The following is a 21,647-nucleotide window of genomic DNA, read 5'->3' as shown; positions in this document are numbered from 1 at the left end:
AACACCGTATCTGTGGGAGCGGGCTTGCCCCGCGAATGGGCTGCAAAGCAGCCCTCGGTCTCAACACAACGTTTGAATGTCGTTCCAGCGCTAGGCGCATTTCCTACACAGGTCTACAATCGCCCTCCTCGCTTTTACATCGCCGTCCACACTGATGCCGACCTGTACGCTCCACCCTCTGCCCTACCAGCCCGACCCTGCCGCCTATTTCGCCCGCCTGCGCCAGGCGCCCGGGGCGATCCTGCTCGACAGCGCCCGCCCCGGTGCCGAACGCGGCCGCTTCGACCTGCTCAGCGCCTGGCCCGTGCAACACCTGCACGCCCACGCAGACGAGGACGGCCGCGCCTTCCTCAAACGCCTGCGAGCCGGGCTGGCGCAACTCGGCCACGCCGACGTGCCCGATGGGATGGCGCTGCCGTTTGCCGGCGGCCTGATCGGCTACCTCAGTTACGACTTCGGCCGACGCCTGGAACAGCTGCCAAGCCTGGCGGTCGATGACCTGGGCCTACCCGATGCGCAGCTTGGCCTGTACAACTGGGCATTGGTAACCGACCACACGCTGGCAACCAGCCAGCTGGTGTTCCACCCAAGCCTGGCAAGCGATGAGCGCGAGCGCCTGATCGCCCTGTTCGAAACGCCCGACTACGCCAGTCATGGCGACTTCCACTTGCTGACCGCCATGACCGGTGACCTGAAACCCGAGCACTACCAGGCGGCGTTCGACCAGGTGCAACGCTACATCCAGGCCGGCGATTGCTACCAGATCAACCTGACCCAGCGCTTCCGCGCGCCCTGCCAGGGCGACCCCTGGCGCGCCTATCAGGCCCTGCGCAAGGCGTGCCCGACACCGTTCTCTGGCTACCAGCAACTGGCCGATGGCAGCGCACTACTGAGCTTCTCGCCAGAGCGCTTCATCCGCGTCAGCCAAGGGCTGGTCGAGACCCGCCCAATCAAGGGCACCCGGCCGCGCTCAAGCAACCCCGACGAAGATGCCCGCAATGCCGAAGAGCTGCTGCACAGCCCCAAGGACCGCTCGGAAAACCTGATGATCGTCGACCTGCTGCGCAACGACCTGGGCCGCACCTGCCAGATCGGCTCGGTCAAGGTGCCAGAGCTGTTCAGCCTGGAAAGCTACCCCAACGTTCATCACCTGGTCAGCAGCATCACCGGGCAACTGGCCACCGACAAAGATGCTCTGGACCTGATCGGCGACAGCTTCCCCGGTGGCTCGATCACCGGCGCGCCGAAAATCCGCGCCATGCAGATCATCGATGAGCTGGAGCCCACCCGCCGCGCCTTGTATTGCGGCTCGCTGCTGTATGTCGACGTACGTGGCGAAATGGACAGCTCCATCGCCATTCGCAGCCTGCTGATCAAGGATGGGCAGGCCAGTTGCTGGGGCGGCGGCGCGGTAGTGGCGGACTCGAACTGGCAGGCGGAGTATGAAGAATCGATCGCCAAGGTGCGGGTCTTGATGGAGACCTTGCAGCAGCTCTGATTCGGCGCCAGGCGTCTAAACCAACATTTTTTGTTACCATCACACCATTACGAGCGCACAGCGCCACAGCCAAGATGGAAACCGCCTGATGAGCCAAGCCTTTGACGTCGCCGCCCTCGCCGCGACCTATGCCAACAAGTCCCCGCAAGACATCCTCAAACTCGCCTTCGAGCACTTCGGCGACGACCTGTGGATCTCTTTCAGCGGCGCCGAGGACGTGGTGCTGGTCGACATGGCCTGGAAGCTGAACAAGCAGGTCAAGGTCTTCAGCCTCGATACCGGGCGCCTGCATCCGGAGACTTACCGGTTCATCGACCAGGTCCGCGAACAGTACAACCTGCCGATCGAAATCCTCAGCCCCGATCGCAGCAAGCTCGACCCCTTCGTCAAGGAAAAGGGCCTGTTCAGCTTCTACAAGGATGGCCATGGCGAGTGCTGCGGCATCCGCAAGATCGAGCCACTGCGCCGCAAACTGTCCACGGTAAGCGCCTGGGCCACTGGCCAGCGCCGCGACCAGAGCCCAGGCACCCGTAGCCAGGTGGCGGCACTGGAAATCGACAGCGCCTTCTCCACCCCCGAGCGTACCCTGTACAAGTTCAACCCGCTGGCACAGATGAGCAGCGAAGAAGTCTGGGGCTACATTCGCATGCTCGAGTTACCGTACAACAGCCTGCACGAGCGCGGCTTCATCAGCATCGGTTGCGAGCCATGCACACGCCCGGTGCTGCCGAACCAGCACGAGCGCGAAGGCCGCTGGTGGTGGGAAGAGTCAACCCAGAAGGAATGCGGCCTGCACGCCGGCAACCTGATCAGCAAGGGCTGATCGACAAACAAAAAACCGGCCCAAGGGCCGGTTTTTTTATGCGCGAACGGCTCAGTGCACCGGCAGCTCGACGCCCTCGAACAGCTCTTCGAGTTCCTGCTTGTTATGGCACTGAATGGCTTTTGCCATCACTTCACGGGTCAGGTGCGGGGCAAACTTCTCGATGAAGTCGCACATGAAACCGCGCAGGAAGGTGCCACGGCGGAAGCCGATCTTGGTGATGCTGGCCTCGAACAACTCGCTGGCATCCAAGGCCACCAGGTCACTGTCGAGCTTGGTATCGACCGCCATCTTGGCCACGATACCCACGCCCAGACCCAGGCGCACATAAGTCTTGATCACGTCAGCATCCGCCGCAGTGAACACCACCTTCGGCGTCAGGCCGCGGTGGTTGAAGGCCTCGTCCAGCTTCGAACGGCCAGTGAAACCAAACACGTAGGTGACGATGGGGTATTCGGCGACCGCTTCCAGGGTCAGTTTCGGCAGCTTGGTCAGCGGGTGGCCCTGCGGCACCACCACGCAACGGTTCCACTTGTAGCACGGCATCATGATCAGGTCGCCGAACAGCTCCAGTGCCTCGGTGGCAATGGCGAAGTCGACAGTGCCATCAGCGGCCATCTCGGCAATTTGCATCGGCGACCCCTGGTGCATGTGCAAGGCCACTTCCGGGTACTGCTTGATGAAACTGCTGATCACCGGCGGCAGCGCATAGCGCGCCTGAGTATGGGTAGTGGCGATGGACAGGGTGCCCTTCTTCTCGTTGGAGAATTCCTGGGCGATCTGCTTGATGCTCTCGACCTTGCGCAGGATCTCGCCAGCGGTATTGATGATACGTTCACCTGCCGGGGTGACGCGGGTCAGGTGCTTGCCGCTGCGGGCAAAGACTTCAACACCCAGCTCATCTTCGAGCAGGCGGATCTGCTTGCTGATACCTGGCTGGGAGGTATACAGGCTCTGCGCCGTCGCGGAGACGTTGAGGTCGTGGTGCGCCACTTCCCAGATGTAGCGCAGTTGTTGAAGCTTCATAGGTTTCCCTCGATTCAGCGGAGAGTCAGCGGCAGCAGGCAGCGACGATATATAACTATATTAGTGGTTCTGGAAATAAATCTAGAACTATTTTGTTACACGCGCCCCAGTAATAGCCTACAGCCAGCTTCACGTTTTCCTACGCCCCAGATGCTGTGCAAGCGGCACCATATACACCGGCACAGGCGATAGCTGCAGCAACCGCACTGCCGTTCGCCCAAGCGGTACATCAACGCCCGCACCTGCGCTGTGGCTTCCGAAAATCAACAGATCGACGCTCAAGCGCTGCGCCTGGTCGAGGATCACCTGGGCAGGGTCACCCTGGCGCACACGTACTGCCTTGATCACCGCCAGGTCCGCCTCCTCACCCAGTTCATCGCGAAAGTTTTCAAGTACACGTTGTTCAATATTGGCCATGACCGTGTTGACGCCCTGGCTGTGCAACTGGTCCAGCGTCTGTTCATCCAGATAGCTTTGCAGGAGCGATTCGGCAAACTGCCCCATGGGTTCCACCGCGTGGATCACATACAGCTCTGCATTGAACGTCCGCGCCAAGGCCAAGGCGTGCTGCATGACAAAAGGGGCGTAGACACCGAGGTCGGTGGCGTACAGCATGGAGCGGATCATTCGACCTCCTCGACTGCCGCTGCGGCAGAGCAAGCTTCAGCTTAGCAGCGCGCCGCACGCACGCTTTGCCGTCCGGCGTGCTGCCAGCGCGGGCTGTGGGGCCTTCAGGTGGGGCGAGCCGCACGGTCGATGAACGACAGCGCCTGATGCAGCATCTCCATGCGCGGCAAGCTGCAACCTGCCGCCCGAGCCTGCGCCAACGGCTCGCCATAGATGGCATGAAGCTCCAGCGGGCGCTGCTGGGCGTGATCGTGGTACATGCTTGGCCAGTAGTCGGGCATCCGCTCGGTAATCTGGAACAAATGCTCGGCATACCCCTCGGGCAGCACATGCCCACAGGCAGCGGCACCCTCTACCACCTCCGCCATCAAGGCCTGGATCAGTGCCCGGCTGTGCGGGTCGGCCATCAACGGCGTGGTGCTGGCGCCAAGCAACACCGAAAGCCCGTTATAAGGCACGTTCCACACAAGCTTCTGCCAACGCGCCTGCTCCAGGTTAGCCATGGCCCGCGACTCGATCCCCGCCGCCTGGAACAGCTCCGCCCCCTCCTGCACCAGCGCAGCGCCGCCATCGCCGGCAGGCCCGCTGTGATAGCCGAGATTGACTGCGCCCAGTGCCTGATGCCGAATAACACCGGGCGCCTGGCGGTTGACGCAAATGAAGCACAAGCCGCCAAGCAGGTGCATGTCATCGCGCAATGCCGGACGCAACTGCGCCTCCACCCCCAGGCCATTCTGCAACAGCACCACCCGCGCATCGGGCGCGGCAGCCTGCACGATCAACGGCGCCAACTGGTCGTTACTGGTGGCTTTGGCCCCCACCAGCAACCAGTCGCATTGCGGCATGTCGGCAGCACTGGCATACGCCTGTACCTTCATCCGCAACGCGCCGTGCACAGCACTTTCAAGCACCAGCCCCTGATCGCGCACCACGTCATACTCACTGCGAAGGAGAAAATGCACATCGAAACCAGCCCGCGCCAGCATCAATCCATAAAAGCCACCGATTGCACCACTGCCGATGATACCGATACGGGGTTTGCGCGGATGCATGCCAATCTCCAGGTAAATGTCAGTGGGCTTTTTTACACCGGTTCGTGCCCCCTGCGCACCCCAATTGCGCCACAGCACCGCCAGCGTAGGGAAAATCCCTGGGTTGACGGGGTCAAGCCCATTGTCGCGCCCCCCTGTAACGCGCTAAGGTTCGGCTCCCCGCTGCGAACATTCTTGCTGCTGGGCCGCACGGGGATTGCTGGCGGCCGGCACCCGTGACCTGACGAGTAACACGATGGCTGATTTACCGATCGACGACTTAAACGTTGCCTCCAACGAGACCCTGATCACCCCCGATCAGCTCAAGAAGGAAATCCCCCTCAGCGCCAAGGCTCTGCAGACCGTGACTGCCGGCCGCGAAGTGGTGCGCAATATTCTCGACGGCAAGGACCATCGCCTGTTCGTCGTGGTCGGCCCCTGCTCCATCCACGATATCAAGGCTGCCCACGAGTACGCCGAACGCCTGAAGGTATTGGCGGCGGAGGTGTCCGACACCCTGTACCTGGTCATGCGCGTGTACTTCGAGAAACCGCGCACCACCGTTGGCTGGAAAGGCCTGATCAACGACCCGTACCTGGATGACTCGTTCAAGATTCAGGATGGCCTGCACATCGGTCGCCAACTGCTGCTGGACCTGGCTGAAATGGGCCTGCCGACAGCCACCGAAGCACTCGACCCGATTTCCCCGCAGTACCTGCAGGACCTGATCAGCTGGTCGGCGATTGGCGCCCGTACCACCGAATCCCAGACCCACCGGGAAATGGCTTCGGGCCTGTCTTCGGCAGTCGGTTTCAAGAACGGCACCGATGGCGGCCTGACCGTTGCGATCAACGCCCTGCAGTCGGTATCCAAACCGCACCGCTTCCTCGGCATCAACCAGGAAGGCGGCGTATCCATCGTCACCACCAAGGGTAACCCTTACGGTCACGTGGTACTGCGCGGCGGCAATGGCAAGCCGAACTACGATTCGGTCAGCGTCGCGCTGTGCGAACAGGACCTGGCCAAGGCCAAGATCAAGGCCAACATCATGGTCGACTGCAGCCACGCCAACTCCAACAAGGACCCGGCCCTGCAGCCACTGGTGATGGAAAACGTCGCCAACCAGATCCTTGAAGGCAACCAGTCGATCATTGGCCTGATGGTCGAGAGCCATCTGAACTGGGGCTGCCAGTCGATCCCCAAAGACCTGAACGAACTGCAATATGGTGTTTCGGTGACCGACGCCTGCATCGACTGGTCCGCCACCGAGAAAACCCTGCGCAGCATGCACGCCAAGCTCAAGGATGTACTGCCGCAGCGCCAGCGCGGCTGAAGAGCAATAAAAAAGGGGCCGCGAACGGCCCCTTCTTTTTAGTCGATCAAACCTTGCTCGAGTGACGCTGCTGACGCTCCATGTAGCGTTCTACATAAGAGCACGACGGGATCACCGTGTAGCCCATCTGCTCGGCATACTCCAGGGCCCGCTCGGTCAGTGCTGCGGCAATACCACGCCCGCGCAGGGCGTTAGGCACGAAGGTGCGATAGATGTCCAGCGTCTGCTTGCCCAGATCCATGTACGTCAGATAGGCACGATGACCGTCCACGTTGGTCTCGAACTGATGACCGGCCTGGTCATGGTGGATGGTCAGCGCTTCGCTCATCACTACTCCTCGCAGGTCTTCTCGGCAGACCCATACCTTAACCGATGGTGGTTTATCCGGCACAGAATCCTCTACGCCACCTGTTGCCCCTTGGACCGCAAGGCGATTGCAAACGTTCTGCCTCCGGCACTCACAAGATAGTAGGCGCGGCACGCAGGATTGCTCAAGGTGGCAGCGGTTAAAATTGGCGAGAACCGTGGTTCAACCGACTCTTCCCGGTACGCCAACAGCCGCCGGATGTTCTAGGCCTTAAGACGCTCAAGGACAGTCAAAGTCACCGTTAGTTCAACAAAAAAGTTTCAGCACTACAATCGCTTGCGCTCCCTGTACGTTTTTTTCACAAACGCGTCGCAATTCTTGTCGGCGTGACCTGGAGCAACATTTTTTTTGCAGTTCTTGCGCTCAGTCAGTTTACTTACTACAAGTAATGGGTACTATGTACGCCGGCCAGTTTCTCTTTTCCGAGAGATGGCTCTTTAATAGAAAGTCCTTGAAGGGGAACACGATGAACAACGTTCTGAAATTCTCTGCTCTGGCTCTGGCCGCAGTTCTGGCTACCGGTTGCAGCAGCGTATCCAAAGAAACCGAAGCTCGTCTGACTGCGACTGAAGACGCAGCAGCTCGCGCTCAAGCTCGTGCTGACGAAGCCTACCGTAAGGCTGACGACGCACTGGCAGCCGCTCAGAAGGCTCAGCAGACCGCTGACGAAGCCAACGAGCGCGCTCTGCGTATGCTGGACAAAGCCAGCCGCAAGTAATAGTCCTCACGGATTGTTATGAAGCCGACCCACTTGTGGGTCGGCTTTTTTATTGCCGCTCAACAGGCAGCGCACAAACGAAAAGGCCTGCACTACGGCAGGCCCTGGGCAGCTCGCAAACCCTTATTGCAGTTCGGGCGGGATGCTCGTAACCATCGGTGCGGTACCCTGATTTTCGACCGGCACGGCAATCTCGACGGGCATGCCATCTTCAGCAGCGACCACATCACGCACCATGTCCCAGTTCATCCGCAGGTTGTTCGCCAGGTCTTCACGCTTGAGCAAGGCATTGATGACCGCCGTGTGTTTATCCACCACTGACGGGTTGCCCTGATCGTCCAGCGGAGTGTGCGCTTCGAGATAGACCTTGCCGGCACTGATGCCGAACTTGTAAGGCTCGTTGATGATGCGCACCGGTGTACCGACCGGGACCATCTTCGAAAGCTCCAGTACGTTGTTGTTGAGCATGCGGAAGCAACCATGACTGGTACGCATGCCAATGCCGAACTTCTTGTTCGAACCGTGGATCAGGTAACCCGGTACACCCAGCGTGAACTTGAAAGGCCCCAACGGGTTGTCGGGCCCCGCCGGTACCACTGTCGGCAGGATGTCGCCATCGGCGGCGTGCTCTGCACGGATGGAAGCCGGCGGCGTCCAGGTCGGGTTCGGGGTCTTGGCGGTGATCTTGGTGTTGGCAATCGGCGACCCCCACCCTTCACGACCGATGCCCAACGGGTAGGTATGCACCACGTTCTGCCCTTTCGGGAAGTAGTACAGGCGGTATTCGGCAAGGTTGATGACGACGCCTTCGCGCGGGCCTGGCGGCAGCACATAGCGGGTCGGCAGGATGATCTCGGTACCGGCGCCGGGCAACCAGGGGTCGACGCCCGGGTTGGCGGCGATCATTTCCAGGTAGCCGAGGTCGTTGGCAGTGCCAATGTCGGCGAACGTGTCCTCGTACTTAGCCTTGATCACCTGCACCTGGCCGACGATGTCTTCACCGGGGGGTGGCAGTGGCAGTTCCAGCGCAGCAGCGGGGCCCGCTACCAGCAGGGTGGCCAGGGACAGGCTACGGGTGACGGCAGGAAAGCGCGGCAACATCCGGTAAATCCTTCGAAAGGTGGGTCAAGAGGATCGATTGTACACCCGCCTCGATGCAAGCGGGAGGCATTGGCATCATGCAAGCGTTTCAGATGATGAAAGGTGTGTCAGGTTACGCGTCAAAGCTGCGGCCACACCGGGCGCATGCCGCGCCGCTGTGCGTCTAGAATGGCGCGGCAAAGCGTGCACAGCCGGTTGTCCCGGTAGATCGAGCGTTGCACACCCGACCACCGCGGCTGTGCGGGCAGCAGGCCGCCGCACAGGGTACGGTCGACCGGCACGCCCAGCTCAAGCTGGCGAGCCGCCAGGTGGACGCGGATTTCCTGGCAGGCAAACAGGTCGAGCTGTTCGTCAGGCTCGATCAGTTGGTAGGCATAAAGGGACCAGGCAGGGCGCGGCATCGGGGGCTCTCGAAACGGGGGGCGCAACCTTAGCCGAAAGCCGGCCCCGTTTAAAGCGTCACAGCAAGGGTTTTATCGCCGGCCAGGCATTTTCCAACAAGCGCTGCTGGGCACCTTGCGTCGGGTGGATGCCATCGGCCTGCATCAACTCCGGCACACCCCCTACGCCCTCCAGGAAAAACGGCACCAACGGTACCTGTTTTTCCACCGCCAACTGCTCATACACCTGGGCGAACGCCGTGGTGTAACGCACGCCATAGTTGGGCGGCAGGCGCATCCCAAGCAGCAGCACCTTGGCGCCAGCTTGCCGGGCACGCTCGATCATCGAAGCAAGATTTTGTTGCAATTGCTCCGGCGGCTGCCCGCGCAGCCCATCATTCCCCCCCAACTCCAGCACCACCACTGCCGGTTTGTGCGCTGCAAGCAGCGCCGGTAGCCGCGCCTGCCCCCCTGCACTGGTGTCGCCGCTGATCGAGGCATTGACCACCTGATCATCGAAACCTTCGTCCTTGAGCCGGGTCTGCAACAAAGAGACCCACCCTTGGCGGCTATCCAGGCCAAAACCGGCGCTGATACTATCGCCCACCACCAGCACCGTTCCCGCCGTGGCGCTCTGGGCCAGGCAACACAAGGCCAGACCGGCACTCAACCACCACATTCGCATTGGATTCTCCATGGGCCCCAGCATTCTCGTTGCGCAGAACCTTAGCAAAGTGGTCCCCAGCGCGGAAGGCGACCTGACCATCCTCCACGCACTTTCCCTAGACCTCGCCCAGGGCGACAGCCTGGCCATCGTCGGCGCTTCGGGCTCGGGCAAGTCGACCCTGCTCGGCCTGCTTGCCGGCCTCGACCGGCCCAGCGCCGGCAAGGTCATCCTCGCCGGGCACGACCTGGGGCCATTGGACGAGGACCAGCGCGCCCGCGTGCGCGCCGAGCATGTCGGGTTCGTGTTCCAGTCGTTCCAACTGCTCGACAGCCTCAATGCCCTGGAGAACGTCATGCTGCCACTTGAGCTGGACGGCCGTCGCGATGCCCGCGAGCACGCCCGAACCCTGCTCGAACGGGTCGGCCTGGGCAAGCGCCTGAGCCACACGCCGCGCCAGTTGTCCGGCGGCGAGCAGCAACGGGTGGCCATCGCCCGCGCCTTCGCCGCGCAACCTGCCGTGCTGTTCGCCGACGAGCCCACCGGCAACCTGGACAGCCATACCGGCGAGCGCATCAGCGACCTGTTGTTCGAATTGAACAAGGAACGCGGCACGACCCTGGTGCTGGTCACCCATGACGAACGCCTGGCCAGACGCTGCCGACGCCTGATCCGCCTGGACGCCGGGCGCCTGGTGGCCCCGGTGGAGGTCTAAGCCCGATGACCAGCATGCCCTTCTCCCGACTGTGCGGCCTGGCGCTACGCCAATTGCTGCGCGACATCCGCGCCAGCGAAGTGCGCGTGCTGTTCTTCGCCCTGCTGGTGGCCGTTGCCGCCAGCACCGCCATCGGTTACTTCGGTGCCCGCCTCAACGGCGCCATGCAACTGCGCGCCAGCGAGTTCCTCGGCGCCGACCTGGTGCTGCAAGGCAGCTCGCCGGCCCGCGACGAGCAGATCACTGCCGGCACATCACTCGGCTTGCGCCACGCACAGGTGGTCGAGTTCACCAGTGTGGTGGGCGGCGATAGCGGTATCCAGCTGTCCAGCGTCAAGGCAGCCGACGGTGCCTACCCCTTGCGCGGCCAGGTACGCAGCGCCGCAGCACCCTATGCCGAGGAAGCCCCCGGTGGCGGCCCGGCACCAGGCGAGGCCTGGGTCGAACCGAGGCTGCTGGCCGCACTGGGGCTGTCGATCGGCGACAGCATCGATGTGGGCATGAAAACCTTGCGCATGAGCCGCGTGCTGACCTACGAGCCGGACCGCGCCAATAACTTCTATAGCCTCACCCCGCGGGTGATGATGAACCTGGCGGACCTGCAGGCGACCGGGGTAATCCAGCCCGGTAGCCGGGTGTCCTACCGCGACCTGTGGCGCGGCGACGTCGAAGCGCTGGCCCAGTATCGCCAGGCCGTGGAGAAAGACCTGGCAGCCAGCCAGCGACTGCGCGACACCCGCGACGGCAACCAGCAGATCGGTGGCGCCCTGAGCAAGGCCGAGCGCTATCTGAACATGGCAAGCCTGGTGGCGGTACTGCTGGCCGGCGTCGCCGTGGCCATGTCGGCCAGCCGCTACGCCGCCCGGCGCCTGGATGCCAGTGCGCTACTTCGCTGCCTGGGCCTCTCCCGTCGGCAGGCACTGGGCCTGTACTGCCTACAACTGGCCATGCTTGGCCTGGTGGCCGCCGTGGCAGGCGCCCTGCTCGGCTGGCTGGCGCAATTGGGCCTGTTCCGCTTGTTGCACGGCCTGCTGCCGAGCGTGGTACCACCAGGCGGAATCGTACCGGCGCTGGCCGGCATCGGCACTGGGCTGGTGGCCCTGGCCGGTTTCGCCCTGCCGCCAATTGCCGCCCTCGGCCAGGTGCCCCCGCTACGGGTGCTACGCCGTGACCTGCTGCCGGTGCCGCCCAGCAGTTGGCTGGTGTATGGCGCCGCCCTGCTGACCCTGGGCCTGATCATGTGGCGCCTGAGCCTCGACCTGCTGCTGACCTTTGCATTGCTGGGCGGCGGCCTGGTCGCCGCGGTGGTACTTGGCGGCCTGCTGCTACTGGGCCTGCGTAGCCTGCGCCAATTGTTGGTCGGCGCACCACTGGCCTGGCGCCTCGGGCTGGGGCAACTGTTGCGCCATCCCTTGGCGGCTGCGGGCCAGGCCCTGGCTTTTGGCCTGATCCTGCTGGCCATGGCGCTGGTGGCTCTCCTGCGCGCCGAACTGCTCGACACCTGGCAAGCGCAACTACCCAAGGACGCCCCCAACCACTTTGCCCTGAATATCCTGCCGGATGATCGCGAACCCTTCGCCCAACGCCTGCAGCAGGTCAACGCAAGCTCCGCACCGCTTTATCCAGTGACACCCGGCCGCCTGATCCAGATAAACCAGCAGCCGGTGCAGCAAATCGTCAGCAAGGACTCCGCAGGCGAGCGGGCCGTGCAACGCGACCTCAGCCTGACCTGGGCCGCCGAGCTGCCCGATGGCAACCAGCTGACGGCAGGCAACTGGTGGCAAGCCCTGCCTTCGGGCAACGAGATCCCCGGTGTATCGGTGGAGACGGAGTTGGCCACCAGCCTGAAGCTGCAACTGGGCGATCTGCTCACCTTCGACATTGGCGGCCAGCAACGCCAGGCCCGGGTCAGCAGCCTGCGCAGCGTGCATTGGGACAGTTTCCAGCCGAATTTCTACATGATCTTCCAGCCTGGAACCCTGCAAGGGTTGCCAACGACTTACCTCACCAGCTTCTACCTCGCCCCGGGCCATGACCTGGATGTGGTCGCCCTGTCGCGGGCTTTCCCGGCGGTGACCATCTTGCAAGTAGACGCTTTGCTTGATCAGCTGCGCAGCATCCTCGCCCAAGTCACCCTGGCGGTCGAATACGTGCTGTTGTTTGTCCTGGCGGCAGGGTTAGCGGTGCTGTTCGCGGGCTTGCAGGCAACGCTGGACGAACGGATTCGCCAAGGCGCCCTGCTGCGCGCACTGGGCGCGGCGCGGCCATTGCTGGTCAAGGCACGGCGTATCGAGTTCGGCCTGCTGGGTGCCGCCAGCGGGCTGCTTGCGGCACTGGGTTGCGAACTGATCACGCTGGTGTTGTACCGCTATGCCTTCGACCTGCAATGGACCCCACACCCGTGGCTGCTCGTGCTACCGCTGGCAGGGGCAGTGCTGGTGGGTGGCGCAGGGGTGCTCGGCACAAGGCGGGCGCTCAATGCCAGCCCGTTGACGGTGTTGCGGGAGGGGTGAAAAGCCGTGCAGAAAAAAGGCGCCGGCGATAACGCAGGCGCCCTTGGCGCAAGTACTGGGAAGTCGAGACTTACAGGCCGTCGAACACCTCAGAAACGGATGAGAGCGGGTAATGCGTTGGGTACGGGAGGGTGGCCACACCCGACTCAATCGCAGCGCGTGCTACCGCATCGGCCACCACGGTGATCAGACGAGCGTCCAGCGGCTTCGGAATGATGTACTCACGGCCGAATTCCAAGCCCTCGACGCCGTAGGCTTCGCAGACTTCCTTCGGCACTGGCAGTTTGGCCAGGTCTTTCAAGGCAATGGCGGCGGCAATCTTCATTTCTTCGTTGATGCGCTTGGCGCGAACATCCAGGGCGCCACGGAAGATGAACGGGAACCCCAGCACGTTGTTGACCTGGTTTGGGTAGTCGGAACGACCGGTGGCCATGATCACATCGTTACGGGTGGCATGAGCCAGCTCTGGGGCGATTTCCGGATCGGGGTTCGAGCAAGCGAACACGATCGGGTTGGCCGCCATCGACTTCAGGCCTTCTGCGCTCAGCAGGTTCGGGCCGGACAGGCCAACGAACACGTCGGCACCGTTCAGGGCATCAGCCAGGGTACGCTTGTCGGTCGCCTGCGCGAATTGGGCCTTGTACCGGTTCAGGTCGTCGCGACCAGCGTGAATCACGCCGCTGCGGTCGATCATGTAGATGTTCTCGATCTTGGCACCCATGCTGACCAGCAGCTTCATGCACGAAATGGCGGCAGCGCCGGCCCCCAGGCAGACGATCTTGGCGTCTTCCAGCTTCTTGCCGGCAATTTCCAGGGCGTTGATCATGCCGGCGGCGGTGACGATCGCGGTGCCGTGCTGGTCATCGTGGAAGACCGGGATGTCGCACTGCTCGATCAGGGCGCGCTCGATCTCGAAGCACTCTGGGGCCTTGATGTCTTCGAGGTTGATGCCACCGAAGGTGATCGAAATGCGGCGAACGGTGTCGATGAAAGCTTGCGGGCTTTGTGACTCGACTTCGATGTCGAACACGTCGATGCCAGCGAAACGCTTGAACAGAACACCCTTGCCTTCCATGACCGGTTTCGAGGCCAGTGGGCCAAGGTCACCCAGGCCCAGGATGGCGGTGCCATCGGAAATCACCGCGACCAGGTTGCCCTTGCCGGTGTACGAGTAGGCCAGCTCAGGCTCACGGGCGATTTCGCGCACGGGTTCGGCAACACCCGGGCTGTAGGCCAAAGAGAGGTCGCGGGCGGTGGCGGTAGGCTTCGAGAGCTCTACGCTGAGTTTCCCAGGACGTGGCTGGGCATGGTATTCGAGAGCATCGTTTTTGAGACTCATTGCGGCATCCTACAAGGGTCTGGCCCCGAGCTTACGGCTGGGCGGACTTGTTTTTATCAGGTGTTGCCGCGCAAGGATGTTACGGGTGTGCGTGGCACCCCTTTCATCCTTACGCAGCGAACGAGGCGCTTAAAAAATTCGATCGCTTTTTGCGTAGTCTTCAACCACGTCTATCAACGCCTGGTGAACAACAGTGTGGTCTTGGGTGGCCAACGCCATGTCCAGCTTATTCATGTATTCCAGCAACTGGCGGTGGTTACGCCTGGCGAAATCAACCTCCAGTGCTTGGTCCTCATAAATGAGTACGTAGGTTCGGCAGAACCCGGCAATCAAGAACGCTGCACAGGCTTGGAAGGGCTCATTCTGGATGATGGTTTCGCAGTGCGTGTTGGCGTGCTTGAACGAGTCGGTGCCAGGGAGAGCGGCGGCGAAACGTTGCACCATTTCTGAAAAGTTCATACTTACCTAAACCTCTTGTTGGGCACTAAGCACGCTCAGCGCGGGCGGTGAAAGAAAGGCGCTGGCCACGTACCGAACCGTCTACCGCTGCCCCATCCCACACTCGTTCGCCATTCACAAAGGTGGCGACGATGCTCGAAGAAAATGCGGTGTCATCGAAAGGTGTCCAGCCGCACTTGGAAAGCACCTCATCGTTGGTCACGTAGTGCGGACGCTGAGGATCAACAAGAACCAGGTCAGCTGCGTAGCCTTCGCGCAGATAGCCGCGGCGGCTCACCTGGAACAGTTCAGCCGGCGCATGACTCACGACTTCAACCAGTCGCTCGAGGGTCAGCTCGCCTTGGAATACACGCTCCAAGGCGCTTTGCAGTGCATACTGGACGAGCGGAATGCCTGATGGCGCCTGGCTGTAATTGCCTTGCTTCTCGTCAAGCAGATGCGGCGCGTGGTCTGTAGCCAAAACGTCGAGGCGGCCTTCAGCCAGCGCCTTCACGATGGCATCTCGGTCATGCGCAGACTTGATGGCCGGGTTGCACTTGATCAAAAAGCCCAGTCGGTCATAGTCGTGATCGGTGAAGTGTAGGAAATGCACACAGGTCTCAGCGGTAATGCGCTTGCCTGCGATTGGCCCTGGTTCAAACAGCTCAAGCTCCTCTGCGGTGGAGATGTGCAGCACATGGAGTCGAGTACCGTGCTTGCGTGCCAACTCAATGGCCAGACGAGTAGATTTGATGCATGCCTGGCGTGAACGAATCAGCGGGTGTTCACGGGCTGGAATGTCGTCGCCGAAGCGCGCTTTGGCTTTCTCCAGCGCCGCGTTGATCATTGGCGTATCTTCACAGTGCGTGATGATCGGCACCGGGCAGACACGGAAGATCTCGTTCAACACTGCTGGGTTGTCGACCAGCATGTTGCCGGTCGATGCCCCCATGAACACCTTCAAACCTGGCGTGCTGGCCGGATCAATCTCACGAATCGCTTCCAGGTTGTCGTTGCTTGCGCCCATGTAGAAGGCGTAGTTCACGACACTCGACTCAGCAGCAATAGCGTACTTCGCTTCCAGGCTTGCACGATCCAGCGCGGCGGGCTTGGTATTGGGCATTTCCATGAAGCTGGTGATACCACCCGCTGCACAGGCCCGAGACTCACTGGCGATGTCAGCCTTATGGGTCAGGCCAGGCTCCCGGAAGTGCACTTGATCATCGATCATCCCCGGCAGCAGCCACAGGCCAGTCGCGTCGATCAGTGCCTCTCCAGGCCGCTGTTCGAAGGCTTCGCCGATGGCATCGATGCGACCATTTCGCACTCGAAGATCCCCGACCCAACTGCGCCCTTCGTTGACCAAGGTTGCATTACGGATCAGCCAAGCGTTATCTCGCACGGTCATGGTTTCAGCTCCAATGTAGACAGATACAGCACCTGCGTCGCCGCCAGGAAATCGTCCAACCCCATTGCTTCATGAGGGTTGTGAGACCCATGCTGATTACGGATGAAGATCATTGCGCTAGGGATGCCGACGTTCGCGAAAACCGCTGCGTCATGACCAGCACCGCTAGGGATGAGCACGCCTTTCCAGCCTTTCTCACGGGCGTGTCGAACGAGAACGTCTGTCCAGGGGGCATGCATAGCTGCGGGGGCCGTATCGATTCGCTTGTCGAATTCGAAGCGAACCTGGCGAGACGCTTCGATTGCTTTGGTCTCGGCCAGCGCCGCCGCATAAAACGCCTCAAGCGTTTCATGATGCAGGCTGCGCATTTCGAGGCTGAAGCTGACTTCGCCGGGGATGCGCGAGACAGCGTGGTGGGCGGCATTGGTTCCAAGAGTACCGACGGTAACCACCAGATCGCGTTCGGCCGCGATGAATGCTCTCCACAGCTCGTCGATTCGAGCAACGAGCTCACTCACGGCAAACACGGCGTCGTGGCGGTCTTCGCGAGCGACAGCACCTGAGTGGCCGTCTTCACCCAGGCAACGGACCTGGTTATGACGGACATTCCCGCGGATGCCGGGAACGACACCCAGGGCTTGCCCCATACGCTCCAGCGACTCGGCTTGCTCAATGTGGATTTCGAGGTAGCCGGCAAACTGCGAGCGATCGATAAGCCACTCTTGGCGCCGAATGGCCTCAAGATCTGCACCCGCCGCCTCCATCGCTTCAGCAAGCGTACGTTTGCTGAAGCGGTTGGTCAGGCGAAGGTCCTGATCAGTCAGCCCGCCAAGCAGCGCTCGCGACCCGATGTACGACTTGCCGTACCAGGCGCTCTCTTCGCCCCGCAGGCCAATGACGCGAATGGGTTGCGCCGTTTCTACTTTTTCCTGGTCCAGTCGGCACAGGCAAAGCAGACCTGCGACAACGCCGGCCAGTCCATCGTAATTGCCGCCTTGGGGGACTGAATCAAGATGCGAGCCGTACCACAAAGCAGGCTGACCATTGTCGCTTTTGCGTTTGAAGATCACATTGCCAGCGCGGTCAGGCACCACATCAAGACCCTGCGTCAAAGCGAAATCGGTCAGGTAAGCAATGGTGTCGTTTTCGCCCGGGCCATAGCTTTCCCGAGTGATGCCTTCGTGGGCATCGCGGGACAGCGATGCGACATCGTTGAACAGCTTTTCGGCCTGCTCACGCCATTGGGCAGTCATGGCAGTGCTCCGAACGGTTCTGCGGGCGAGTCATCCAGAGCCCCGATCAGCGCGCTAATAGAAGAAACACCTTTACGCTGACAGAAGGCCGCCAACTCACCCACCATCGTGTTCATGGTCTTGGGGTGAAGGAAGGTTGCCGTCCCCACCTGGACAGCCGATGCGCCGGCATAGATGAATTCCAACGCATCATCAGCCGTGGAGATGCCGCCGCAGCCAATGACCGGGATTTCCAGAGCCTGAGCGCATTGGTAGGTCAAGCGAACCATCAGCGGTCGAATAGCCGCCCCCGAGATACCTCCCATGAAATTCCCGAGCCTTGCACGACCCTGCTCGATATCGATGCAGAGCCCGAGCAACGTATTACCCACCACCACGGCATCTGCACCGGCGTCTTGCGCAGCCCGTGCAACCGAAACGACGTCTCCAGCGTTAGGGGTCAGCTTGACCCACAGCGGGAGCGAGGTGACCTGGCGCATCAGTGCGACTACGTTTCGGGTACTTTCAGCCTGCATGCCAAACGACTGGCCATGAGCCTCCAAGTTAGGGCAAGAGATGTTTGCTTCGATACCTGCTACACCAGGCACATCACTCAGCCGGGCAGCTAGCTCGGCAAAGCCTTGAGCCGTTGGGGCCGAGATGCTCACGATCAGCGGCGAATCGAAATCCCGGTAGAACGGAACGACCTTGTCAATGAACAGATCAGCACCCTTACTTGGGATGCCGATCGCGTTCATCATCCCGTCCGCCAACTCACAGACGCGTGGCATCGGGTTTCCGGTTCGCTTTTCTGATGTGATGGTCTTGGTGACCAGGGCACCGAGCTGGTTGAAATCCAGCAGGTGAGTCAGCTCCTCTGCGAAGGTGCCCGACGCTGGCATTACCGGGTTTTTCAGGCGCAGTCCGCCGACTTGTACGCTGAGATCAATCATCACACCACCTCCGCCAGGTCAAACACCGGGCCTTCAAGACACACCCGCTTCCCCACCTTCAGCCCATCGACCTCGAACACTTCGACGCAGCACTGACACATGCCCAGACCGCAGACCATCTGCTGTTCAAGTGCCACTTGGCCTACCAAGCCAAGCTCGGCGCTGAGTTTCTTGAGCAGACGGGTCAGCCGCTTCGAACCGCAGGTAAAGAGCGCGTTGGTTTTCTCTCGCGCGATGATTTGTCTCAGCAGCGGCTCCAGTTGCTCTGGTGCGCTGCTGCCGTTTTCGTCCAGCACTGCCTGTACATCAGCGCCGAGCGAGGCGAATCGGTCACGTGAAAGCAGGCTTTTCTCACTGCGGGCACTCAGCACCGCGGTCAGTCGGATACCCATCTGATGCGCAGCCTCAGCCAGTGGTGCGAGCGTGGCTAAGCCAACACCGCGAGCCACGATGATCATGTGCCCCCAGGAAGGGTCCAGCTCGAAACCCTTACCCAGTGGCCCCAGAATCTCCAACGTCTGCGATTTGCGGAGCGTTTCCAGACCGTAAGTGCCTTTGCCTGTCACCTTGTACAAGAACTCGACTTGGCCATTGCTGGGGTCAGCCTTGTAGGTGCTCATCGGTCGACGGAAGTACGGCTTGTTCTCCCCTTCGTTTGGGCACAGCAGGTTGAAGAACTGCCCCGGCAGCGACTGGCATGCAGCACCGTCGGCTTGAAGCACTAGGCGCTTGTACTCATCGTTGACCCATTCGTTGGAGATGACGACTGCCAACGTGTCGTTAGGTGGGGTGATGGCAGTGGCCTGGCAGCAACCGGAAATCACGTTCATTTAAGTGGCCTCGCATTTGTCTAATTTTTTATACAGCACGGTCAATAGAAATTGCCGCCTCGACGTAGAGGCGGCAGATAAAGCGATTTTCCAGGGATTACCTGGGGTTAATGTACTGAAGCCAAACCGCCATGTCTAATTTTTGATACAAATAAGACAAGCCATCCTGATAGTCGGCTTCGATAGTTAAGCCGGCTGAGGCTTTTTCAGCTGTTCGCTTTGACAGGCAGGAAGCAGAAAGACCGTAGCGGCCATCGCCACAACGTAAAGCGACGAGAGCAGCATGATCGCGGCAGAGAACGAGTAATGGAGCGCTACAGCCCCCACCACCAGAGGACCGAAGCCGCCTGCGGCCCGTCCAATGTTAAAGAGTACGTTCTGCGCTGTGGCCCGAATCTGCGCCGGGTAGAGGTCTGAAATCAAAGCGCCATAGCCGCCGATCATGCCGTTTACGAAAACCCCCATGAGTGCGCCGGCGAACAGCATCACCGTCGGGTTATCAAGGTTTGCATAGGCGATGACCATTAAGGCTGCACCGGCTTGGTAAAGGAGGAACATCTTTTTGCGGCCGAAGCGGTCCGCCAGCTGACCAAACAACCAGATCCCAAATGCCATGCCCACCACCGTTACTGCAGTCCAGGTACCAGACGCCATGAGCGAGAAGCCGAATTTTTTGGACAGGTAGCTGGGCATCCAGATCATCAGGCCGTAGTAGCCAAAGTTCTGTACCGAAGTCAGTACCATCACCCCGATACTGGCCTTGGTGGTCTGCCGATCTTTGAACAGGTCAGTGAATCGCCGGGCAAAAGGAACAGGATCAGCCGCAGCCTTCACGAACTCAGCCGGCTCACTCATGGTGTGGCGGACAATGAGCGAAACGAAAGCAGGCAGCAAGCCGACCAGGAACATGCCACGCCAGCCGATATAGGGCAGAAGCAATGGGGTGAGAAGAGCAGCGGCAAGAACACCCGCTTGCCATCCCATGCCCACGTACGAAGACGCTCGGTTGCGCCGGTGAGCTGGCCAGGTCTCAGCAATCAGCGCCATGCCAATGCCGAATTCACCTCCCAATCCGAAACCTGCGAGGGTTCTATAAATCAACAAGTCCCAATAGCCTTGGGCGACCGCACAGAGACCGGTGAAAATAGAAAAGGTAAGGATACACAAGGTCAGCATTCGAACCCGGCCGTAGCGATCGCTCAGTTGGCCGAAAATCAGTCCACCTGCCACCGCTCCCAGCAACGTCCAGGTCACCAGCGAGCCCGCCTCCGATGAGGTCAGCGCAAGGCCGATGGTGATCGCAGGCAGCATGAATCCGAGAATCAGTAAGTCGAAGCCGTCCATGGCATAACCCGTCACGCTCGCAATCAACGCTTTGTGCGGTGACGCATCCTTTTTTTGAACCTTGTCAGACGAAGCCATCGTGCCTACCTCTTGTTTTTTGTATTGTTTTTTAGACGCCCCAGCGCCTTTGATCGCCAGGGACTACGCCTGCCGGTCCTTCAAAGGGCTTTCTTCAGGGTACAGCTAGTGCGTGAGGCTGTCTAAATATTTAGATTATTCAGTCATACCAAAGCGATATAAGCATTAAAGGTGCCATTCTAGGTTGATGGAAAGCGCGTCCACATCGATACCCTCCCCCTTTCGATTGCCGAACTTGTTACGCCAGTATTCGTATCCTGGCCCGATCCAGAACACGTTTTTCCGTGCCCCGACCAGCTGTCCTGCATCGATCATCAAGGACGTACGCATCAGTTGCTCATCAGCGGTGGGGTTGTTCCGGTAGTCATCACCTTTCTCGGTGTTGTAGCTGTAAAAGCCCTGGAATTTCATCGGCACGCTGCCGACCGCAAACGGGACACCCCACGTCAGGTTCAACTGATAGAACGGATCGAACAGCATCGATGAGTGGTTGCCAGGTAAGTCACAGATGTCGAGGCCGCAGTGGTTCCATTCCCGTGCGTAGTAAAGGCTGAGGTCGAGAAAACCCGCCGGCAGTGCGAACTTGAGCGTTGGACCGATCACCACCATTCGCTTGCGCGACTGGAACGCGTTGTTCTTGGTGTTCCAATCCAACCCCATGGTCAACGCAACATCCCTAACCGGGCCGAAGGCTAGAGGTTTATCGAAAATCCGGCCGTACTGCAGTTGATTGCGGTAGGTCAGATAGATCTCGGTGGCGCCACTGTCGCTGTCCTTTTTGGGGTCATTGTGATCCGACTTGAACACGTCCAGGTTCGCAAATTGCTGGCCCAATGCGTAGGTGCTGACATGGGTGAGCTGGGCAATGTGCTTCGCCACGTCCTTCTTCTTGCCAGGGTCTGAGAAATGGCTGCTGTAGCGATATCCGATGAAGGTGTCGCTGAAGGCTGGGGGTTGGCCTGCCATGACAACGGGGGTCAAAAAAAACGCGAACACGGGCACGCCGATGCTGGTCTTCATTACCGAAGCTCCAATCAGGTTGTTGGGTTACGAATGGGCAGAAGAATGTTGCCTAGCTGTAAGGTTCAATGACCAAAGCCAAGCAATCAGGCAAGGAAGTGCTACAACAGGGTGCGAGCTGGGTTCTATGACACATACCCGCAGAACGGCGCGAAGTGGGTTGGGTAGACATGAGCCGGCCTTTTTTGTATTTTTTAGACGAACAACCT

Annotated in this window: 21 protein-coding genes; 6 read left to right on the top strand and 15 right to left on the bottom strand. The window is 60.5% G+C overall.

Translation table 11 applies throughout. The features are described from left to right. Nucleotides 1–154 precede the first annotated feature (154 nt). Both pabB and OGV19_RS06400 read left to right on the top strand, forming a co-directional pair. Entirely contained in the window at nucleotides 155–1,498 is a 1,344-nt protein-coding gene (gene pabB / locus OGV19_RS06405) for an aminodeoxychorismate synthase component I (RefSeq protein ID WP_264312603.1), read from the top strand. A gap of 88 nt (nucleotides 1,499–1,586) precedes the next feature. Beyond that, complete coding sequence (locus OGV19_RS06400; protein WP_264312602.1) at nucleotides 1,587–2,321, top strand: phosphoadenylyl-sulfate reductase; 735 nt, start codon at nucleotides 1,587–1,589, stop codon at nucleotides 2,319–2,321. A gap of 51 nt (nucleotides 2,322–2,372) precedes the next feature. Here the strand turns inward: OGV19_RS06400 and cysB are convergent, their stop codons facing one another. From cysB to OGV19_RS06385, 3 genes are all read right to left on the bottom strand, one after another. After that, nucleotides 2,373–3,347: an HTH-type transcriptional regulator CysB gene (gene cysB, locus OGV19_RS06395; RefSeq protein WP_027593928.1), complete on the bottom strand. Its 975-nt coding sequence runs from the start codon at nucleotides 3,345–3,347 to the stop codon at nucleotides 2,373–2,375. A gap of 129 nt (nucleotides 3,348–3,476) precedes the next feature. After that, a complete protein-coding gene (locus OGV19_RS06390) occupies nucleotides 3,477–3,974 on the bottom strand; it encodes a universal stress protein (protein ID WP_027593929.1) in 498 nt (165 codons plus the stop codon). Between the two features lie 104 nt (nucleotides 3,975–4,078). Further along, nucleotides 4,079–5,026 (bottom strand): putative 2-dehydropantoate 2-reductase, encoded by a 948-nt coding sequence (locus tag OGV19_RS06385; RefSeq protein ID WP_264312601.1) that lies wholly within the window; start codon nucleotides 5,024–5,026, stop codon nucleotides 4,079–4,081. Nucleotides 5,027–5,261: 235 nt separating this feature from the next. Between OGV19_RS06385 and OGV19_RS06380 the strand changes: the two genes are divergently transcribed. Beyond that, nucleotides 5,262–6,338, top strand: a complete 1,077-nt coding sequence (locus tag OGV19_RS06380) for a 3-deoxy-7-phosphoheptulonate synthase (RefSeq protein WP_033699083.1) — start codon at nucleotides 5,262–5,264, stop codon at nucleotides 6,336–6,338. Nucleotides 6,339–6,384: 46 nt separating this feature from the next. On the opposite strand, the gene OGV19_RS06375 is transcribed toward OGV19_RS06380, so the two are convergent. Further along, nucleotides 6,385–6,666 (bottom strand): GNAT family N-acetyltransferase, encoded by a 282-nt coding sequence (locus OGV19_RS06375; protein WP_025338432.1) that lies wholly within the window; start codon nucleotides 6,664–6,666, stop codon nucleotides 6,385–6,387. Between the two features lie 505 nt (nucleotides 6,667–7,171). Between OGV19_RS06375 and oprI the strand changes: the two genes are divergently transcribed. Continuing rightward, the gene (oprI, locus tag OGV19_RS06370) at nucleotides 7,172–7,423 is read left to right on the top strand and encodes an outer membrane lipoprotein OprI (RefSeq protein ID WP_003259780.1); all 252 of its coding nucleotides are present in this window, start codon (nucleotides 7,172–7,174) and stop codon (nucleotides 7,421–7,423) included. A gap of 123 nt (nucleotides 7,424–7,546) precedes the next feature. Here oprI and OGV19_RS06365 read toward each other — a convergent pair whose 3' ends face one another. From OGV19_RS06365 to OGV19_RS06355, 3 genes are all read right to left on the bottom strand, one after another. Next, entirely contained in the window at nucleotides 7,547–8,524 is a 978-nt protein-coding gene (locus OGV19_RS06365; RefSeq protein ID WP_264312600.1) for a L,D-transpeptidase family protein, read from the bottom strand. A 119-nt stretch (nucleotides 8,525–8,643) separates the two neighbouring features. Beyond that, nucleotides 8,644–8,925, bottom strand: a complete 282-nt coding sequence (locus tag OGV19_RS06360) for a hypothetical protein (RefSeq protein WP_264312599.1) — start codon at nucleotides 8,923–8,925, stop codon at nucleotides 8,644–8,646. A gap of 58 nt (nucleotides 8,926–8,983) precedes the next feature. Further along, complete coding sequence (locus OGV19_RS06355) at nucleotides 8,984–9,589, bottom strand: arylesterase (protein WP_264312598.1); 606 nt, start codon at nucleotides 9,587–9,589, stop codon at nucleotides 8,984–8,986. A 10-nt stretch (nucleotides 9,590–9,599) separates the two neighbouring features. Here OGV19_RS06355 and OGV19_RS06350 point away from each other — a divergent pair, with 10 nt between their 5' ends. Together OGV19_RS06350 and OGV19_RS06345 are read left to right on the top strand one after the other, a co-directional pair. Continuing rightward, a complete protein-coding gene (locus tag OGV19_RS06350; protein WP_033699089.1) occupies nucleotides 9,600–10,283 on the top strand; it encodes an ABC transporter ATP-binding protein in 684 nt (227 codons plus the stop codon). A gap of 5 nt (nucleotides 10,284–10,288) precedes the next feature. Continuing rightward, nucleotides 10,289–12,796 (top strand): ABC transporter permease, encoded by a 2,508-nt coding sequence (locus OGV19_RS06345; RefSeq protein ID WP_264312597.1) that lies wholly within the window; start codon nucleotides 10,289–10,291, stop codon nucleotides 12,794–12,796. A gap of 70 nt (nucleotides 12,797–12,866) precedes the next feature. Here the strand turns inward: OGV19_RS06345 and OGV19_RS06340 are convergent, their stop codons facing one another. The 8 genes from OGV19_RS06340 to OGV19_RS06305 all read right to left on the bottom strand — a co-directional run bounded on the left by OGV19_RS06340 (nucleotide 12,867) and on the right by OGV19_RS06305 (nucleotide 21,438). Further along, complete coding sequence (locus OGV19_RS06340) at nucleotides 12,867–14,135, bottom strand: malic enzyme-like NAD(P)-binding protein (protein WP_264312596.1); 1,269 nt, start codon at nucleotides 14,133–14,135, stop codon at nucleotides 12,867–12,869. Between the two features lie 129 nt (nucleotides 14,136–14,264). Beyond that, the gene (locus tag OGV19_RS06335; protein ID WP_264312595.1) at nucleotides 14,265–14,594 is read right to left on the bottom strand and encodes a hypothetical protein; all 330 of its coding nucleotides are present in this window, start codon (nucleotides 14,592–14,594) and stop codon (nucleotides 14,265–14,267) included. A 25-nt stretch (nucleotides 14,595–14,619) separates the two neighbouring features. Further along, entirely contained in the window at nucleotides 14,620–15,981 is a 1,362-nt protein-coding gene (locus tag OGV19_RS06330) for a dihydroorotase (RefSeq protein WP_264312594.1), read from the bottom strand. Further along, the gene (locus tag OGV19_RS06325; protein WP_264312593.1) at nucleotides 15,978–17,234 is read right to left on the bottom strand and encodes a Zn-dependent hydrolase; all 1,257 of its coding nucleotides are present in this window, start codon (nucleotides 17,232–17,234) and stop codon (nucleotides 15,978–15,980) included. Before OGV19_RS06325 ends, OGV19_RS06330 begins: the two co-directional genes overlap by 4 nt. Beyond that, a complete protein-coding gene (locus tag OGV19_RS06320) occupies nucleotides 17,231–18,166 on the bottom strand; it encodes a dihydroorotate dehydrogenase (protein WP_264312592.1) in 936 nt (311 codons plus the stop codon). The genes OGV19_RS06325 and OGV19_RS06320 overlap by 4 nt, the downstream gene beginning before the upstream one ends. Further along, the gene (locus tag OGV19_RS06315; RefSeq protein ID WP_264312591.1) at nucleotides 18,166–18,996 is read right to left on the bottom strand and encodes a dihydroorotate dehydrogenase electron transfer subunit; all 831 of its coding nucleotides are present in this window, start codon (nucleotides 18,994–18,996) and stop codon (nucleotides 18,166–18,168) included. Before OGV19_RS06315 ends, OGV19_RS06320 begins: the two co-directional genes overlap by 1 nt. Before the next feature lie 186 nt (nucleotides 18,997–19,182). Continuing rightward, the gene (locus tag OGV19_RS06310; protein WP_264312590.1) at nucleotides 19,183–20,418 is read right to left on the bottom strand and encodes an MFS transporter; all 1,236 of its coding nucleotides are present in this window, start codon (nucleotides 20,416–20,418) and stop codon (nucleotides 19,183–19,185) included. 165 nt (nucleotides 20,419–20,583) lie between these two features. After that, entirely contained in the window at nucleotides 20,584–21,438 is an 855-nt protein-coding gene (locus OGV19_RS06305) for a hypothetical protein (RefSeq protein WP_264312589.1), read from the bottom strand. Nucleotides 21,439–21,647 lie beyond the last annotated feature (209 nt).

Source organism: Pseudomonas putida (assembly GCF_025905425.1).
Lineage (GTDB): Bacteria > Pseudomonadota > Gammaproteobacteria > Pseudomonadales > Pseudomonadaceae > Aquipseudomonas > Aquipseudomonas putida_AF.
The sequence above is the reverse complement of the archived record's forward strand: the minus strand, read 5'-3'. Positions and strand labels throughout refer to the sequence as shown.

Excerpts from the sequence above, each read along its gene's own strand:
- OGV19_RS06385 (WP_264312601.1), bottom strand. The coding sequence starts at position 5,026 with ATGCATCCGCGCAAACCCCGTATCGGTATCATCGGCAGTGGTGCAATC.
- OGV19_RS06330 (WP_264312594.1), bottom strand. The coding sequence starts at position 15,981 with ATGACCGTGCGAGATAACGCTTGGCTGATCCGTAATGCAACCTTGGTC.
- cysB (WP_027593928.1), bottom strand. The coding sequence starts at position 3,347 with ATGAAGCTTCAACAACTGCGCTACATCTGGGAAGTGGCGCACCACGAC.
- oprI (WP_003259780.1), top strand. The coding sequence starts at position 7,172 with ATGAACAACGTTCTGAAATTCTCTGCTCTGGCTCTGGCCGCAGTTCTG.
- OGV19_RS06380 (WP_033699083.1), top strand. The coding sequence starts at position 5,262 with ATGGCTGATTTACCGATCGACGACTTAAACGTTGCCTCCAACGAGACC.
- OGV19_RS06355 (WP_264312598.1), bottom strand. The coding sequence starts at position 9,589 with ATGCGAATGTGGTGGTTGAGTGCCGGTCTGGCCTTGTGTTGCCTGGCC.
- OGV19_RS06340 (WP_264312596.1), bottom strand. The coding sequence starts at position 14,135 with ATGAGTCTCAAAAACGATGCTCTCGAATACCATGCCCAGCCACGTCCT.
- OGV19_RS06375 (WP_025338432.1), bottom strand. The coding sequence starts at position 6,666 with ATGAGCGAAGCGCTGACCATCCACCATGACCAGGCCGGTCATCAGTTC.
- OGV19_RS06400 (WP_264312602.1), top strand. The coding sequence starts at position 1,587 with ATGAGCCAAGCCTTTGACGTCGCCGCCCTCGCCGCGACCTATGCCAAC.
- OGV19_RS06350 (WP_033699089.1), top strand. The coding sequence starts at position 9,600 with ATGGGCCCCAGCATTCTCGTTGCGCAGAACCTTAGCAAAGTGGTCCCC.
- OGV19_RS06365 (WP_264312600.1), bottom strand. The coding sequence starts at position 8,524 with ATGTTGCCGCGCTTTCCTGCCGTCACCCGTAGCCTGTCCCTGGCCACC.
- pabB (WP_264312603.1), top strand. The coding sequence starts at position 155 with ATGCCGACCTGTACGCTCCACCCTCTGCCCTACCAGCCCGACCCTGCC.
- OGV19_RS06315 (WP_264312591.1), bottom strand. The coding sequence starts at position 18,996 with ATGAACGTGATTTCCGGTTGCTGCCAGGCCACTGCCATCACCCCACCT.
- OGV19_RS06390 (WP_027593929.1), bottom strand. The coding sequence starts at position 3,974 with ATGATCCGCTCCATGCTGTACGCCACCGACCTCGGTGTCTACGCCCCT.
- OGV19_RS06360 (WP_264312599.1), bottom strand. The coding sequence starts at position 8,925 with ATGCCGCGCCCTGCCTGGTCCCTTTATGCCTACCAACTGATCGAGCCT.
- OGV19_RS06310 (WP_264312590.1), bottom strand. The coding sequence starts at position 20,418 with ATGGCTTCGTCTGACAAGGTTCAAAAAAAGGATGCGTCACCGCACAAA.
- OGV19_RS06345 (WP_264312597.1), top strand. The coding sequence starts at position 10,289 with ATGACCAGCATGCCCTTCTCCCGACTGTGCGGCCTGGCGCTACGCCAA.
- OGV19_RS06325 (WP_264312593.1), bottom strand. The coding sequence starts at position 17,234 with ATGACTGCCCAATGGCGTGAGCAGGCCGAAAAGCTGTTCAACGATGTC.
- OGV19_RS06335 (WP_264312595.1), bottom strand. The coding sequence starts at position 14,594 with ATGAACTTTTCAGAAATGGTGCAACGTTTCGCCGCCGCTCTCCCTGGC.
- OGV19_RS06320 (WP_264312592.1), bottom strand. The coding sequence starts at position 18,166 with ATGATTGATCTCAGCGTACAAGTCGGCGGACTGCGCCTGAAAAACCCG.
- OGV19_RS06305 (WP_264312589.1), bottom strand. The coding sequence starts at position 21,438 with ATGAAGACCAGCATCGGCGTGCCCGTGTTCGCGTTTTTTTTGACCCCC.